General features: G+C 62.2%; 12 protein-coding genes and 2 pseudogenes. 3 read left to right on the top strand and 11 right to left on the bottom strand.

What is annotated here, in order from left to right:
- Positions 1-8: 8 nt before the first annotated feature.
- The 4 genes from ACPPVR_RS29960 to ACPPVR_RS29975 all read right to left on the bottom strand — a co-directional run bounded on the left by ACPPVR_RS29960 (position 9) and on the right by ACPPVR_RS29975 (position 6,517).
- Entirely contained in the window at positions 9-2,375 is a 2,367-nt protein-coding gene (locus ACPPVR_RS29960) for an efflux RND transporter permease subunit (protein ID WP_426610157.1), read from the bottom strand.
- 208 nt (positions 2,376-2,583) lie between these two features.
- Positions 2,584-3,366: an ethanolamine ammonia-lyase subunit EutC gene (gene eutC, locus ACPPVR_RS29965; RefSeq protein ID WP_426610158.1), complete on the bottom strand. Its 783-nt coding sequence runs from the start codon at positions 3,364-3,366 to the stop codon at positions 2,584-2,586.
- Positions 3,363-4,952: a B12-binding domain-containing radical SAM protein gene (locus ACPPVR_RS29970; protein WP_426610159.1), complete on the bottom strand. Its 1,590-nt coding sequence runs from the start codon at positions 4,950-4,952 to the stop codon at positions 3,363-3,365. Before ACPPVR_RS29970 ends, eutC begins: the two co-directional genes overlap by 4 nt.
- A gap of 182 nt (positions 4,953-5,134) precedes the next feature.
- Entirely contained in the window at positions 5,135-6,517 is a 1,383-nt protein-coding gene (locus ACPPVR_RS29975) for an ethanolamine ammonia-lyase subunit EutB (protein ID WP_426616209.1), read from the bottom strand.
- A gap of 315 nt (positions 6,518-6,832) precedes the next feature.
- Between ACPPVR_RS29975 and ACPPVR_RS29980 the strand changes: the two genes are divergently transcribed.
- Positions 6,833-8,572, top strand: a complete 1,740-nt coding sequence (locus tag ACPPVR_RS29980; RefSeq protein ID WP_426610160.1) for a methyl-accepting chemotaxis protein — start codon at positions 6,833-6,835, stop codon at positions 8,570-8,572.
- A gap of 41 nt (positions 8,573-8,613) precedes the next feature.
- Here the strand turns inward: ACPPVR_RS29980 and ACPPVR_RS29985 are convergent, their stop codons facing one another.
- The 5 genes from ACPPVR_RS29985 to ACPPVR_RS30005 form a co-directional block, all read right to left on the bottom strand.
- Positions 8,614-9,105 carry a septal ring lytic transglycosylase RlpA family protein gene (locus tag ACPPVR_RS29985; RefSeq protein ID WP_426610161.1) on the bottom strand — a complete coding sequence of 164 codons (492 nt, stop codon included), beginning with the start codon at positions 9,103-9,105 and terminating at the stop codon, positions 8,614-8,616.
- 308 nt (positions 9,106-9,413) lie between these two features.
- On the bottom strand, positions 9,414-10,274 hold the full coding sequence (locus ACPPVR_RS29990) for a DMT family transporter (RefSeq protein WP_426610162.1): 861 nt from the start codon (positions 10,272-10,274) through the stop codon (positions 9,414-9,416).
- Between the two features lie 70 nt (positions 10,275-10,344).
- Positions 10,345-10,959 carry a TetR/AcrR family transcriptional regulator gene (locus ACPPVR_RS29995; RefSeq protein WP_426610163.1) on the bottom strand — a complete coding sequence of 205 codons (615 nt, stop codon included), beginning with the start codon at positions 10,957-10,959 and terminating at the stop codon, positions 10,345-10,347.
- 105 nt (positions 10,960-11,064) lie between these two features.
- On the bottom strand, positions 11,065-11,739 hold the full coding sequence (locus ACPPVR_RS30000) for a hypothetical protein (protein ID WP_426610164.1): 675 nt from the start codon (positions 11,737-11,739) through the stop codon (positions 11,065-11,067).
- A 25-nt stretch (positions 11,740-11,764) separates the two neighbouring features.
- The gene (locus ACPPVR_RS30005; RefSeq protein ID WP_426610165.1) at positions 11,765-12,421 is read right to left on the bottom strand and encodes a uridine kinase; all 657 of its coding nucleotides are present in this window, start codon (positions 12,419-12,421) and stop codon (positions 11,765-11,767) included.
- A 133-nt stretch (positions 12,422-12,554) separates the two neighbouring features.
- Between ACPPVR_RS30005 and ACPPVR_RS30010 the strand changes: the two genes are divergently transcribed.
- Together ACPPVR_RS30010 and ACPPVR_RS30015 are read left to right on the top strand one after the other, a co-directional pair.
- Entirely contained in the window at positions 12,555-12,869 is a 315-nt protein-coding gene (locus ACPPVR_RS30010) for an NIPSNAP family protein (RefSeq protein WP_426610166.1), read from the top strand.
- A gap of 595 nt (positions 12,870-13,464) precedes the next feature.
- A pseudogene (locus ACPPVR_RS30015) lies at positions 13,465-13,932 on the top strand (carbon-nitrogen hydrolase family protein); the annotation flags it as partial.
- Between the two features lie 788 nt (positions 13,933-14,720).
- On the opposite strand, the pseudogene ACPPVR_RS30020 reads toward ACPPVR_RS30015, so the two are convergent.
- Both ACPPVR_RS30020 and ACPPVR_RS30025 read right to left on the bottom strand, forming a co-directional pair.
- Positions 14,721-14,870, bottom strand: a pseudogene (locus tag ACPPVR_RS30020) (acyl-CoA dehydrogenase family protein); the annotation flags it as partial.
- Between the two features lie 359 nt (positions 14,871-15,229).
- The gene (locus tag ACPPVR_RS30025; RefSeq protein ID WP_426610167.1) at positions 15,230-16,297 is read right to left on the bottom strand and encodes a hypothetical protein; all 1,068 of its coding nucleotides are present in this window, start codon (positions 16,295-16,297) and stop codon (positions 15,230-15,232) included.
- Positions 16,298-16,325: the final 28 nt, after the last annotated feature.

Raw genomic sequence — 16,325 nt, forward strand, 5'->3', positions numbered from 1 at the left:
CGCCCCACTCAGATCGCGGGTTTGTCCGGGCCCTGAAGCCTGGCGTGCAGATTGATCAGCCACATCGCCGTCGGCCGCAGGATGAAGAGGTCGGCGACCAGCGCCGACACCATCGAAAAGGCGCTGAGCCAGCCGAACAGCCGGAGCGAGGGCAGGTCGGAGAACACGGTGACAACGAGACCGCAGGCCAGCACCAGCGTGGTCAGGATCAGCGCCGGGCCGACCAGCACGGTCGCGCGCTCCACCGCGAGCGCCGAACCGACGCCCGGCTTGCTCTCCAGCCTGAGGCGGTTGAGGAAGTGGATGGTCGCGCTCAGGCCCAGGCCGAACGAAACGGTCAGTGCGACAACACTGGCGAATTGCAGGCCCTCGCCCATCGCCCACAGCACCGTTCCCGACATCACCACCGGGAAGATGCCCGGCAGGATGCAGGCGAACATCACAACCCAGGAGCGGAAGGCCAGCCCGATGAAGATCGCGACCAGCGCGAATTCGACGGTGAGCCCGCGGTTCAGCTTCTCGATCATGCCGGCCGAGTTGCGCGCGGCAATCGCGGCAAGACCCGTGACCGCTACCTCGTAGCCGGGATGCTTCTTGCGGACGGCGTCGAGCTCGGCATCGAGCTTGTCCACGACCGGCAAGAGCTCGCTGGAGTCGATATCCGGCACGCGGCCTGCGACCACGACGGCATCCTGGTCGGCATCGATGAAGCGCCGCACCAGATGCTCAGGGATCAGGCTGACATATTCCTTGAGCGTCGCGACGTCGCCGCTGCCGGCCTTTTCCGCAAGCCAGCGGCGCAGGGTTTCGACCGACCAGACGTTGCCGACGCCGGCCGCCTTCTCCACGGTCGCGTGAACGTCCGCGATGGTCTGCAGGGTCTCCGGCGAGTAGAGCGACTCACCCTTGGGGAACTGGATCAGGACGTTGACCGGATTGGCGCCGGTCAATTTGGCGTCGAGCCGGTTGCTCGCGGCGACGGCCTGGCGCTTGTCCGGCACCTGGTCTGCAAGCCGGTAGCGCGGCTGAAGATTGGCGTAGACGACGCCGAGGCTGGCGACGAACACGACCGCGATCAGGCTGAACAGGCCGGGGCGGCCCACCATGCGTACCGCGATCCAGTAGCAGAAATTGCGCAGCGCCTGCACGCCGGCATCCGCGCTCTGGAACTTGGTCGCAAAGACTTTCTCGTTGCGAACCAACAGCACGCCGAACACCGGCACCAGCGACAGCACCGCGACCAGCGCGATGATGGTCGCAGCCAGGCCCGCCTCGCCGAACTTGCGGATCAGGTCGGAGTCGGAGAACTGGAGCGCGATGAAGGAGATGCCGGCAGTGCCGTGCGTCAGCACACAGGCCGGGCCCACCACCAGCACCGCATTCTTGAACGCGGTGAACTTGTCCTGCCCCGCGATCAGCCGGTCGCGCGCGGCGAAGGTGAGCTGCATCGAATCCGAGAAGCTGATGACCATGATGAGCGGCGTCATCACGTTCAGGAACATGTTGAGATTGAAATTGGCCCAGCCGAGCGCGCCGAGCGCCAGCAGGATGGCGATCATCGGCGGGAACGCCGCCACCACCATGAAGGAGATCTTGCGGAAGAAGATAATGGCGATGACGCAGCCGGCGAGAATGCCGAGGATGTTGTAGGTGAGCCCGTCACGCTCGACCGCGTTGCGGATCTCGAGCTGCATCACCGGCACGCCGGAGAGCTGCACGCTGAGGCCGGTCTCGCCGAGGTCTTCCTTCATCAGCGCGCGGATGTCGCCGACGGTCTTGGTGAGCTTGCTGGAGGCGACCACCTCCGGATCGAGCGAAAGTACGATCAACGCGAGCGTACCGTCCTCCGACAACAGCTTGCCGCGGATGATCTCGTTGGCTTTGACGGTCTCGATGAACTTGTCATAGGCCGCGCCCTCGGGCAGCTCGCCCGGGAACAGCGCCGCCGGCAATTTGCCCGGCGCCGGCGCCTGGCGCGCGGAGAACAGTGAGACCAGCCCGCGCGTGCCCTCGACCAGTTGCAGGTCGGTGACGAAGTCGCGCAGCTTCTCGAGATTGTTCCGCGCCAGCAGATTCTTGCCCTCAACCACAACCAGGACGTCGAATTCCTCGGCCGGGAACTTCTTCGTCACCTCTTCGTACTGGTGGAATTCACGGGAATTGGAGCGGAACAGCTGCGACAGCGAATCGTCGATTTTGATGCGGTGGATACCGAACACGGCACCGATGATCAGCACGAGCAGGATGATGCAGGAGACGATCGGCGCCCGGACGGCGATCAGCCCGATGCGCTCAAGCCCGAAGGCGATGGAGGACGTAGGCCCCTGCTCGACCTTGTCGACATGAACCTCATTCTCGCGGTGCTTTTCGAGCATGCCTTGTCCAGTTCCTAAATCGGTTTGGTCAGTGAGCTTATTGCGCCCCGCATATCGGCTTGAAAACGCCATACAAATGGGAGGCTTGCCCTTTGAAAAAGCGCGGGAAATCGCCGCGATGGGTTTAGCAGGTCCAAACGCCCTCTCGCAAGCGCGCGCAAGCGCACAAATTGGATCAACATGCGGCGATTTTGACCCTTGATATCGGTCATTCCGGCCGGATCGTCCCAATTCGAGCCGGGAGATCGCCGCTCTCGTCCTTGAGCGCCACGCCGGTGACTTCTCGCGCCAGCCCCTCGCGGACGAGCCAGGCGATCTTGAAGGCCGCCTCGTCATAGCTCAGCCCTGCGTGGTGGATGTTCGAGACGCAGTTGCGCTCGGCATCGGTCAGGCCTGGCTTCGGCGCGAAGGTCAGATAGGCGCCGAGGCTGTCGGGTGCGGACAGGCCCGGCCGCTCACCGATCAACGTCACCACCATGCGCGCGCCGAGAATGGCGCCGATCTCGTCGCCGAGCGCGACACGTGCGCCTGAGGCGACGACGACATGGCCGATGGCGACAGCCTCGCCGCCCGAGAGCAGCGGCAGCAGGCTCTTCACCAGCGCGACCGCGTGGGCATGAACCGCTGCCGCCGACAATCCGTCGCCGATGACAAGCGCGAGCTGGCACGGCGCGGTGGCACTATCCGCCAGGGTCTCGGCGGAGCCGGCATCGAGCTGCCGCCCCAGATCAGGCCGGCGCAGATAGTCCCTGCGATCGGCGGCCCGGCTTCTCACCTCGGAAACGGCAAGGCCGAGCGCACTGATCCCGGCAACCAGTCCCGCCGCATCGAAGGCGGCATGCACGGCATCGCGGGCGCGGGCGTGGTCCAGCGTGAAATCGAGCAGCGGCTTTGTCGGCAGGCTCGCGCCGCTGCGCCCGAGCGCGACTCGCGCGGGCGTGAGCGACCGCAGGTCGAGAGTCGGACGAACCGGAACGGTCTTGTCGGTCATTCGGCGGGAACGGCAGCCTCGCGCAGCCGCAGCGAGTAGTTCGAGGCGTTCTGCTCGCCACTGGAGGCCGCGCGCGCGAAGGTGATCAGATGATGCGCGATCATAGTGCAGCCGATCAGGCCTTCGAGATCGCCGCGCTTGATGCGTCCCAGCGCGAACTTCCAGAACACGCGCCTGTAATTTCCGAGCACACCGACCTTCCAGAAGATATTGCGCAGCATGACCAGGCCGCGCCGGATGTTGGGCCATGTCTTCATCTCATCCGGCACCGGCATCTTGAGGCGGTGGGGATAGGTGTGGTCGCACTGATACTGGAAACGGGCAAAGACCTTTTCGGGTTCGTAGGCGACGCCCATGGCGTGCTTCCAGGACGCGACAACGTCGTCATACGGGAGCAGGAAATTGACGTTGGAATCTCGACCGTCGTCGTCTTGAATCAGACGCCCTTCGCGCTCCAGCCGGTCCCATAGCGGGGTCTTCGGCAGCGCCTGAAGCAGATTGATGGTCAGAAGCGGAATCTGGGATTCCTCGACGAACGCGAGCAGCGCGTCCGCGGTATTCGCCTTGTCGGTGTCGAGCCCCATGATGATGCCCGAGACCACTTCCATGCCGTAGGAATTGATGGTGCGCACGCCCTCCAGAATCGGGACCATCATGTTGTGGTCCTTCTGCATCGCCTTCAGCGCGTCGGGATCGGGTGTCTCGATGCCGCAGAAGATCGTGATGAAATAGGCCTCGCGCATCTTTTCCAGGATCTCGGGCCGCTTGGCGATGTTGAGCGTCGCCTCGCAGGCGAGCCGCACGACATAACCTGTCTTCTTTTGCCATTCGATCAGATGCGGCAGCAGGTCCAGCGCCGCCTTGCGGTTGCCGATGAAATTGTCGTCGACGAAATAGACCGTGTCGGTCATGCCACATTCGCGCAGGCGGTCGAGTTCGGCGATGATCTGCTCCGGCGACTTGAGGCGCGGGTTGCGGCCGTAGAGGCCGGGGATGTCGCAGAACTCGCACTGATAGGGACAGCCGCTGGAATACTGGATGCTGCCGAGGAAGTATTTTTTCACATCGGCAAGCTCATAGGCCGGGATCGGAAACTCCGTCATCGGCACACGATCCTTGGTGGTCAACACCACCTGCTCTTCCGGGCGCGATATGTCGCGTGACAGGATCTCGAGCAGTTCATTGGTGGCGTCGCCGAGTTCGCCGACATGGAGATAGTCGAAGGACGGATAGTAATCGGGACACGCGCTGACCGAGGGCCCGCCGAGCGCGACAGGGAGATCGAATTCATGGGCACGGCGGCAGATGTCGTTCATGTGCTGGCGCTGGATGTGCATGCCGCTGACGAAGACCACTTCCGCCCATTCGAACTCCTCCTCCGTCGCGGGGCGGAGGTTCTCGTCGACGAATTTGACCTGCCATTCCTTCGGCAGATAGGCCGCGAGCAGCAGCAGCCCCTGCGGCGGCATGAAGGCGCGGACACCGTCGGTCAGCGGATAGGCGTACTCGAAGGTGCCGAAAGACGAGGTGTAACGCGGGAAGACGCAGAGGATATTCCGGCTCGTTCCGTTGCTTTCAGCGCGCATCGAACTTCCCCCAACCACGTTCCACGAACAGTACTGACGAGGTCACCAGACACATAGCGTAACGCTGCGACCGGATTTCCTCAATATTGTGGCATCGAACTAATTCGTGAGACGCACCAATGGTTTCCCCGGTTCACGCGGGCGGGGGCAGGTTTTCGCGAAGTTTTTGTGCAATCCATCCCTCAGGCGATCAGCCGGGAGGCAAAATCGGGCAAAAGGCCTGCGTCGCCGGACAGCCGGAAATCGGCGCCCACGATACCCGTCCGAGCCAGCCAGTCGTCGAACTCCGGCGCGCGGGCCACGCCGAAGACGTCGCGGACATAGAGCGCGTCGTGGAAGGAGGTCGACTGGTAGTTCAGCATGACGTCGTCGGCGCCCGGCACCCCCATGATGAAGGTGACGCCGGCCGCAGCCAGCAGCGTCAGCAGATTGTCCATGTCGTCCTGGTCCGCCTCGGCATGGTTGGTGTAGCAGATGTCGATCCCGAGCGGCAGGCCGAGCAGCTTGCCGCAAAAATGATCCTCGAGCCCGGCCCGGATGATCTCCTTGCCGTCGTAGAGATATTCGGGACCGATGAAGCCGACCACGCTGTTGACCAGCAGCGGGGCGAAGGCCCGGGCCACCGCATAGGCGCGCGCCTCGCAGGTCTGCTGGTCGACGCCATGATGGGCGTTGGCCGACAGCGCCGAGCCCTGGCCGGTCTCGAAATACATCACATTCTCGCCAACCGTGCCGCGCCTTTGCGACAGCCCGGCCTCCCGCCCTTCCTTCAGCAAGGCGAGGTCGATGCCAAAACTGCGATTGGCGGCCTCGGTGCCCGCGACCGACTGGAAGACGAGGTCGACCGGTACGCCCTGCCCGATCAGCGCCAGCGTCGTCGTGACATGGGTCAGCACGCAGCCCTGGGTCGGTATCTTCAGCCGTGCGATGATCTCGTCCAGCAGCCGCAGCAATCGTGCGATCACGGCCGGGTCGTCGCTCGCCGGATTGATACCGATGCAGGCATCGCCGGCCCCGAGCAGGAGGCCGTCGAGGATCGAGGCGGTGATGCCCCTGGCATCGTCGAAGGGATGGTTGGGCTGGAGCCGCGTGCTCATCCGCCCTTTCAGGCCGATGGTGTTGCGGAAGGCGGTGGTCACCTGGCATTTCCGCGCCGCCAGGATCAGGTCCTGGTTGCGCATCAGCTTCGACACGGCGGCTGCCATTTCCGGGGTGATACCGGGCCCCAGCCTGCGCAGGATGTCGGGCGTGGCGGCGTCCGACAGCAGCCAGTCGCGGAAAGCCCCGACAGTGAGCGAAGCCACCGGCGCCAAGGCCTTTGCGTCATGGGTATCGATCACAAGGCGGGTGACCTCGTCGGCCTCATAGGGGATGACGGCTTCCTGCAAGAACTGCCCGAGCGGAACGTCGGCGAGCGCCATCCGCGCCGCGATCATCTGCTCGGCGCTGCCAGCGGCGATGCCGGCCAGCCGATCGCCGGAGCGCGGCGGCGTCGCCTTGGCGAGGAGGTCGCGCAGATCGGGGAATGTGTAGGTTGTGGCGTCGATGGCGTGGCGGTAGACCAAAGGCAGCTCCGCGGGTTCGTCGGCCAATGACCGACTCCAGATCATGTTGAAGGCGGCGCTGGCGTCAGGGAATACGCGCTTGGCGGCTTGTGTGCACGCGGATGTTTGGGGCATTCCGGCCGATCCCTGAGTCAATCTGCCGCAGACCGATAAGATCACGCCAAATCACTGAGTTGGCTCAAATTTCCCGCGACCGGGGCGTACACCCCAGAATTGCGCGTTAACTCCGCGTCCATCTTCATTCTGCATAGTTTTGCATCAATTTTAGACGACCGCGCTCTCCGGCCGCTCCCGGCCATTCGGGCCCTGAACATCATGACAACCGACCGATCTGGGAATGCCACCGGGCTGGCAGGCCGTTTCACGCTTGCCAACAAGCTCTACGCGATCTTCGCATTGTTTGCGCTGCTGACTGCGGCGATCGCGATGCTGTCCGACTACAACAGCCGTCGCAGCGCCGAGCTGACCGCCGCGATCGAGACCGCGAATGCGGCCGCGCTGAATGTCGAGCGCGTCAACTCGCTGGTCTATGCGGTCGTGATGGAATCCCGCGGCGTCTACATGTCGACCGAGCCGGCGGTGGTGAAGAAATACGGCGAAGGCCTGCTCAAGTTCAACGAGCAGATCCTCGACGTCGTGAAGCGCTGGGAAACCATCGTCAAGGCAGACGATGCCGAGCAGTTCGCCACCTTCAAGAAGCGCATCGAGCAGTTCGTCGAGTTCCGCAAGGAGCTGGTCCGCCGCGGCATCGAGATCAACCCGGCCGCGGGCCGCGAATGGGGCGACAACGACGCCAACCGCGCCGTGCGCTCGGCGCTGAATAAGGACCTCGAGGCGCTGTCCAAGGTCTATGCCGAGCGCGCCAGGCAGATCGCGCAGCAGACCGAGACCAACCGCATCCTGTCGCTGGTACTGACCTGCCTCGGCGGCGTGGCGCTGGCCCTCGTCGTGATCGGCGTCATCATCATTGCCCGCTCGATCGCGCGGCCGCTCGCTGCGATCACCGCAACCATCAAGCAGGTCGCCGACGGCGCCGAGAATGTCGTGGTGCCGCACTCTGGCCGCGCCGACGAGATCGGCGCGCTCGCCCGCGCCATCGAGGTGTTCCAGGACGCGATGGGGCGCAACCGCAACCTCGCCTCGCAGGTCTCGCAGGACTCCGCCGCACGCGAGGAGCGCGCCTGCCACATCGAGCAATCCGTGGAGGCGTTTCGCGAGGCGATCGGCGCGGTCATGCGCGGCCTCACCGACAACGCCACCGTCATGCGCGAGACCGCGCAGACCATCACGCGCGTCACGGCCGATGCCAGCTGCCGCGCCGGCACGGCGGCAAACGCCACCGAGCAGGCTTCGCACAACGTCACCGCGGTGGCGGGCGCGGCCGAAGAGCTATCTGCGTCCGTCGAAGAAATCGGCCGCCAGGTGCGGGCATCCGCAGGCGCGGTCGAGCAGACAGGTCAGCGCACCGAAAAGTCGATCGCCGAGATCGAGAGCCTTGCCGCGGCCACGCAACGCATCGACGGCGTGCTCACCCTCATTCAGGCGATCGCCGAGCAGACCAATCTGCTTGCGCTCAACGCCACCATCGAAGCGGCCCGCGCTGGTGATGCCGGCCGCGGCTTTGCCGTCGTCGCGCATGAGGTCAAGGCGCTCGCGGGCCAGACCGCGAAAGCGACCGCCGACATCAGCGAGAACGTCTCCAAGATCCAGGCCTCGACCCGCAACGCGGTCGACGCCGTGCGCGAGATCGGCGGCGCGGTGCGCGAGATCAACGACGTCACCTCGGCGATCGCCGGCGCGATCGGCCAGCAGGACGCCGCCACGCGCGAGATCTCGTCCAACGCGCAGTCGGCCGCGCAGGGCAACGAGACGCTGGTGGCCAACATCACTTCGCTGCGCGACGCCATCGGCGAGACCGACACAGCGGCCTCCTCCGTGCTGACGGCGGCGAGCAGCCTGACCGCGACGGCGGAGACGCTGTCGCGCGAGGTGGAGACCTTCTTCCGGAACTTGCGATCAGGGGCGGCGGAGAGCCGCGTCGCCAAGGCGGGATAACAGCGCGTCCATCGCCGGCAAAACCGGCCGCGGGCTCACGTTCAGCCAACCGGTCCGGGGGTCCAATCGTCGCCGGAGAGCGGCCTGACTGTGACGTCAGGGATGACCCCGAGCTCCAGGCTCGGATCGAAATGGCGCATCGTCCGCTCATTGAGATCAATGATGCGGCCAGGCTTGAGCGGCCCCACATCATTTATCTTGACGATCACCTTCTTGCCTACGGCCTCGACGAGAGCAAATTTCGGCCGCGCGCCAAATTGCACTCCACCAAACTTCTGACGCAAACTCGTCTTGATGGCAGCCGTCCACACCGAGGGATCATAACGCTCGCCGGAGGCTGTGTTCGGGCCGCCCTCCTCGCTGCCGGGCTTGAACGGATTGTACGTGGATGCTGCGCCCACGACCGCATCTCCAGAAGCGGCAATGACGATAGTGCTTGAGTGGACTTCACCTGCTTCACTTCGAGCAACGGGAACAGAAACGGCAAGCGCAACCAGGGCGCCGCAAATTGCGGCGCTCGAGCGGAACACCATTATATCTCCTTTGATTTTTTCGATCGTTCGGTTCCTGATGCCGCACAACATGGTCAAGCAAACGCGGGAGCGTTTAGAACTTGCGCCAATCTTTTGCGGATCGAGCCAACACCTGGCTACGGAACCGTTGTGGGAACCAGAGTGGTCCCCGCACAGTGTTTTAGTTCTCGCCGTATAAGACAGGGATTGCGTCAGCAGCATGACCGACGAGAGCCACAGCAAATTAGCTCGACCACAGCCTCACGAACACAGCGGCAAAAAGTGCAATCGAGCCTACGATCCCGATGCGTATCCTACGACTTCCGGATTCAAACTGGCCGCGCGCTCGATCTGATTTGTGTCAAGGCGACGCCGGAGATCGCGAGAAGCCCACCGACTATCAGCTTCGGGGTCATGCGGTCGCCGAGAAACAACACGCTCGAGATCAGAGCGAACACCGGAAGCAGCAGACCGAACGGTGCGACGCGGCTCATGGAGCAACGGGCGATCAGCCAGAACCAGAGGCCGAATCCGACAATGCCTCCGATGAAGATTGTATAGGCGAGTGCCAGCCAGCCATGTCGATCCGCGGTGACGAGGCTCGCCGCTTGTCCATGTTCAAGGAGCAAAGACATCACCAAGACCTGCGGCACCGTGAGCAGCGACGACCACCCCATCAACATCAGGGGATCAAAAGGGCCGTAGCGTTTCGTCAAGACGTTGGACACCGCGAATGCGAAGGCTGCACCGACCACGAGCAGCAGCGGAAGCGCGTTTGCCGACAGACCAGGCCCCGCCGCCAGCACGACCACGCCGACGAATGCAAGCACCACTCCAGCGGACGTGGTGAGAGACGGCCGCTCCGCGAGCAGCAGCCAACCTAACAGGACGGTGAAGGGCGTGGCGAGTTGAATTGCGACGGCCGACATGCTTCCCGAGCCGAGGCCGAGGCCAACGTAGAAGAGCCCGAAATTCAGTCCACCAAGGAAAAACGAAATAGCTGCGATAGGGCCGAACTGTTGACGCGTGGGCCTTTTGACAAAGGGAACAAGCAGCAGCGCGATGGCGAAGAAGCGCAGTGCGAGGAAGAAGAGCGGCGGAAACTCCATAACGCCCACTTTGATGGCCACGAATTGATAACCCCAGAGCAAGGGGACGACCACCGCGCAGACGATCTGAACGGCGGACATGGCATCGTTCTTTTCAAGACCATTCGGTCTAGATATAGGCGTGCGAACAGCGGAGACGTCCATGGTGTGTCTACCTGATGAAGCGGTCGAGAAAAGCGTCAACGGTCGCTTGCGAGATGATCCGTGTCGGTGCCGTCTTGCCGACCACCCGCAGGCCCTCGACGAAACAGACGAGAATTCGGGCGGCACTCGAAGGCTCGACACCATCGGCCAACTTGCCCGCTGCCTTCGCACGGGAAAGTGCACCAGCCACCCGAGCCTCCATGGCTTTGAAAAAGCTCCCGATGCGACGATCAACGTCGGCATCACGGCCGGCCAGTTCCATGGCTGTGGCGACCAGCAGGCATCCGCGCCGCCCATTGGCACCGCTGTTGCGGTCAACGTAGCCGGCAAGGTAGGCCCGTAGGCCGTCGACCGGCTCTCTGCGGAGGTCGAATTCGGCATCCATCCGTGTCAAGGCAATGGCAATGTAGCGATCGAGCGCACGCAGGAACAGCGAGTGCTTGTCACCAAAGGCGGCGTAAAGGCTGCCACGCGAGAGCTTCGTCGCACGAAGAAGGTCCGGGAGCGCCGTGGCGTGATAGCCGCGCGACCAGAACACATCCATCGCGCGCTCGACGGCAGCTTCCGTGTCGAAACTTCGCGGGCGGCCACGGGGCAATTGCACGGGGGCTGGCTGGCTCATGGCTAATATATAGACCAATTGGTCTTGAAATGGCAAGCGATGGCTGCGGTCAAAGGGCAAAACTCGTTGGATGGGCTGAGCGAAGCGAAACCTGTTCTGCGAGCGCTAAGCTGGCGCACCTTTCAAAGCACGAGACCTCTGCCTCATCGCTCCGTTTTCGAGATAGACCACCCCGTTCGGGGCCGAGCTGTCGATGAACTCGGCGACAAAGGCGCGCCCGATATCGTCCTGCTCGATCGTGCCAAACGATCCCGGAATGAGACGCCCGAGCCAGGCGACATAACCGGGGGTGTGAACATTGCCGCCAATAATTCCCGGACGAAAAATCGCGAGGCGCTGGAAGCCTGTCTTTTGGACCTCCTCCTCCTTCAGGCCCATGATCCGCGCATAGCGAATCCTGCTCTTCGAGGTGCTTCCCGCGGCCGACAGCAGCGAAAAGCGCGTGATGCCGCCGGCATGACAACCGCGCGCAAAGCCACCGACGACGCCAATTTCGAGGGCCGTCAACTCTTCCTCGCTCCAATTCAAGCTGCCTTTGCCGACACCGACACAGGATGCCCCGTAGACGGGATCACCTTGCGCGATCATGTCCTGCGCAAGCCTGGTCACTTCGGCCAAAAATTGTGGAGCTGCCGTATCCAGGATCACCTGTCGCACGCGGGAATTGGCCTTGAGCGAAGCCTCCCTGCGATTGACCATCACGATTTCGGCGCACGACGGCTCCGCTGTGAGAGCGCGCATCACCGCATCCCCGACCTGCCCCGTGCCGCCGATGATCAAGACACGAAATGCCATTTTGAGCCGCCTAACGCTTCACCGCGACAACAGGTGCCGCGAGATCATTGTTGTCGATGATCATTGTCGCACAATGCTCCGGCGCGCATTTGCTCAAATAGATCCGCTGGCCCTCGACGTAGCGGCGATTCGACTCGGCAGATGGATCGGGAGACGTCCCGTCCCTGTCAGCACTGCGCGCGGCGGACATCGCAAAATCGACACGCAGGAAGATGGATGCGTCCCAATACGCGCGCAATTCGGGACGATGCAGAAAGACGCCGTCCAGCAGCAGGATTGAATTCGGAAGCGCCGTCCGCTCGACAAATGGGACAGCGCTGTCGGTGACATGATCGAAAGCCGCAGCGCAGTACTGGCCACTGCCGCCAGGGCTGAGAGGATCCAGAAGATATTGCTTCAGCAAAGTGTAGTTGTAGGAGTCCTCGAAGAAGCCGATTGGCGATTGCCTGCCCCGTGCGTAGCGAACCGCCCTCGGATTGTGGAAGCCATCGACGGAGGCTCTGACCACGGGACGACCGAAATTGCCCAGGACGTCTGCAAGTTCGTTTGCGAAGCTCGTCTTGCCCGCACCGTCAACGCCATCAATGGCGAACCGCACGATCCTGTCCGGTGCAAGGTCAGCCGCCATGCGGGCAATCGCGGCGAGCAGGTCTGTTCGTTGAGACATCTCAATGAGCCTAAGCGAGCGGGGATCGGCCGTAAACCCTGACCTTGGCCCGCTGTCCCAGCTCGTAGCTCGTAGCGGGATTTCACCACCTTAGATATAAAGGGCCCATTCACTTCGCGCTGGAGCCCACAGGATGATGACATGTTTTCTGCGTTACAAGGTCAATCCGGAGAAGCTCGCCGACTTCGAGGCTTACGGGGCGATGTGGCTCGACCTGATGCCGCGGTTCGGCGGTATTCATCACGGCTACTTTTTGCCATCCGAAGGAGAGAGCGATGTCGCCTTGGCGATGTTCAGCTTTCCGAGCCTTGCGGCCTACGAACAATACCGCAACGACGCCGCTGCCGATCCGGACGTTCAGAAAGCTGTCGCCTTCGCGAAAGAGACGCGCTGCTTCACCCGTTATGAACGATCGTTTTTTCGACCATTGCTTCCGAAGACAGCATAGAGCTGAGCGAGGCCGATCTGTTCGGTTCGAAAGGCGAACCGCCCCGGGCTGCCGTAGGTTCGATTTCGCGCGCGTCAGCTTGGGGCATGTCAGTGATCGTTGTGCTTAAGAAGCAACGTTAATTATGTTCCGCTGAGCGGAACCCGATTTTGGACTCCACACCCGTAAGGCTTCGCGCAATGCTGCAGGTAAGCACCGGGGCTGGGTAAATTGCTTTTCCCTAAAACTTTTTCGCCCGGACGGCCGCTGGCAATTCCAGCGGCCGCTTTATGTTGAACCCTTTGCAATCACCGAGTCTGTTTGGCGCGCAGCGGGGCTGCAGCAGATGCACTGGTGTGCACTGCGCTGTGCTTTCCACCAGACCCCAATACCTGGCCGCGACCCGCCGTGTTGGTTTGATAGTGGCGTTAAACTGGCAAATTACTTCCGTTCCTGGTCAAAATGCGAAGTGCCGCAGTTGCCCGTGGAAATCTGCTCCACACCTATGAGCGGACGCATTGAACGGCTACTTTGCCGTTGCTTTGGGCCAAATGTTGGTATCACTCGGCCCGATGCCTCATCGGGGCCAAAGCTGATCTGGGCGTCGGGTGACGGGCCGACGCGCAGGCCGAGCGGCGGCGGCAATTTCAACAACGTCGCCGCCAACCGCATCCGCGCCAGCGCGCATTCGTTCGAGGCCAAGGCGTTCGGGATCGTGACTGCCGGCTACATGGATGCGCCGATGCGCGCCTTCCTGATCGCGCGGGATCCCACCGTGGCCGAGGTGATCGACCAGACGCCGCGCGCGGCAAGCTTCTTCGTCGATCCGACCGGTGAGGTCCTCGGGGACACGCTCCAGGACGAAGAAGGCATCGACTATGCGGACATCGATCTCAACAGATGCGTCGAACCGAAGCAATTCCACGACGTCGTCGGCTATTACAATCGATTCGATATTTTCGACCTGTCGATCAACCGGGCGCGGCTGGCTCCGGCGAAATTCTTAGACGAGGCCGCGCGGCCATCGACCGGCGCCGCGCCGCCATCGGCCGATCGGGTCGAAATCGGGGAGCGATTGGGGTAGTCCTTTCGGGTCGAGCGAAGCTCTCAGCGCGCCGCGAAAAACGCGACGTCTGCTCGCGGGCGTCCGACGCTGAAATTCTGCCCCCGGACTTATCCGAACATTTCGTCGGCAGCTTGCGCCAAGGCGTGTTACACGTCTGGAGCGGGGCTTGAGCCGCAGCACAAGGGCGCCCAGTATGGGGAACCAAGCGCCCTCGCACCCCCATCGTCGGCAGGTCCAAGGTGTGAGTTCTAAGGGATCGCTGGACGAGCCGACGAACGCTGGACTACCGGAACGAATCAATAGCTGGATCTCTTGCTGCAATTGAGGCACTCATGCACCAAATCAGCGCGCCCGTTTCGCCGTCTTGGCTTGACCGGGAGGGGTGCGATGCACCGCAGCACGGTCTACGCCAGAGCAACCGTAAGTTTCAGAGGTCAACACATGTCATATGCCTATAAGCTGAATGAAGACGTTCAGCACCTCCGCCAAGGGCCACAGGGTCGTGCCGAAACCGATCAACCCATGATTTATACCATCGTTCAATGCATGCCCATTGAGGCCGACGGTCGCCTTAGATATCGCATCAGGAGCAAATCAGGGAATATTGAGCGCGTAGTCACGGAAGATCAGCTTTCGTACTCTCAGTGATTTTGCACGCTTGCCCGAACTGCCTATGAAACGACAACGGAAAGATTGTCGGCAAAGCCGCTGCTCCTCCCGAAGCACGAACGGTCCATCTGGACGAAGCTCCAGGTCATTGGACATCCCGCACTTGCGAGGATCCTCCGTAGACGAGCGTCACAGGCCTACGCTGCCGTCACCCCGCCCCGCTTGATCAGCTCCTTGCCGACCGCGGAAAGGTGGACCTGATCCGGCCCATCGCCGATACGGATGAAGCGGGCGTAGACGTCGGCGCGGGCCAGGAACGTGTCCTGCGAGACGCCGGCGACGCCGTGCTCGTCTTCAGTGGCCCGGCCCCGGAAGGCCGCTTGGTCGGGGCCAATCCGATCGCAGATTGTTCGGATTATTTGGATCAACCAAGTCTTGCCGCAAAATGAAATCACGCCGGGGACGCACGATGGCCGGCGGTGAACTTTTCCGAACATCGTTGATCTGCGTACGGACCGTATCCGCGGCCTGCGCAGAAGTAGCCATTGGGCATGTCACGGCACAAGTCACGACCAGGATTATCGCTCCGTTCATCTTCCCGTCCTCTCCAAATCTACATGTGTAATACCTAAGCAGGGATACTTGGCTCCAGCGTAGTGATCGAATTCGGTCAAGGCGATTCGCACTTCTCGTGCGAACGGTGCCATCAGGGCGTCGCGCGGATCGCTCGTGCCTTTCGGCTGGCAACTTCCGCGGGACAGCGAGCACGATTGATGCTGCCAACCGGCCTGCTATCTGGTGTGGAGTTAGCGGTTACATCGAAATATATCGCCTCGCTTGCCTCAGGTGACAATTGCGAGTTCCTGAGCAAGGTCAGCCTCGCAATCCTGTGGAACGGCGCCTCGGCTTCATTCCATTCGATACTTGCGTTCTCAGTCCAAAAACCAACATCGCGCGTCCTGCCCCAATATGTCATTGCGCTGACATCGAGAAACTGAACGGCAAAGTCGAATCTGCTCAACTGGCCGTCTTCCCTTATATGCCGCGCCAACTCATCCTGCAGACCCCTCGGTTTGCTTCTCTGCAAAGGCCGGGCAGGATTGTCGATCGACGGTATGGCCGAGAACTTTACGACGTCATCCGGCCCGTGGCGAAACGGAACGGTGCTCCAATAGCGGAGTTGCTGGTAAGGCCTGATCTTCTGCCGCGCCTGCTTTTCCGCGAGCGCCATGGTACGCAACACTTTGAGCTTGTCTTGAAACGGCAATGACCACAGGCCCGCAATCGGGTTGGACGCTGTCAGCACCTTGATGGTCGCCAGAAACGCGGGAGAGTCGTTGATCGGGAGCGTGGTCGCATTCTGCATCGAGAAGTCCTGACGCGAAGCGCCCGCGTCCTCCGTGTCGCCTTGAGTAAGATCGACCGAGAATGACAACGACCTCACATCCGGCTTGAAGTCGGAATTGATGTTTGAGTCGGCATTGGCGAACCGCACGACCGCCGGATACACGCCAGGCTTCGCGAAAATTCCCTTCGCGAGTCGCGCTGCCAACTCGGGCGCGCGATCGATGGAGAGGTCGGATATTTCGAACTGGGCCCGCACACAGATGCCGCTCGCATGCGTCCCGCGGCAGAGCGACCGATGTTGTCGTGCCGCGGCATTCGACTGCATCAACAGGGATTTCTCGGCGATTGCTTCGATGTTCGATTTTTCGGCAGCCGGGCACCTTTCGGCATCGCTTACGGTCACACCAAACCATCGGGTCAACACCATGTCAGTTTCCTAAGCGGGATGCGCCATG

It is taken from the genome of Bradyrhizobium sp. McL0616, from assembly GCF_049993385.1.
Classification (GTDB): domain Bacteria; phylum Pseudomonadota; class Alphaproteobacteria; order Rhizobiales; family Xanthobacteraceae; genus Bradyrhizobium.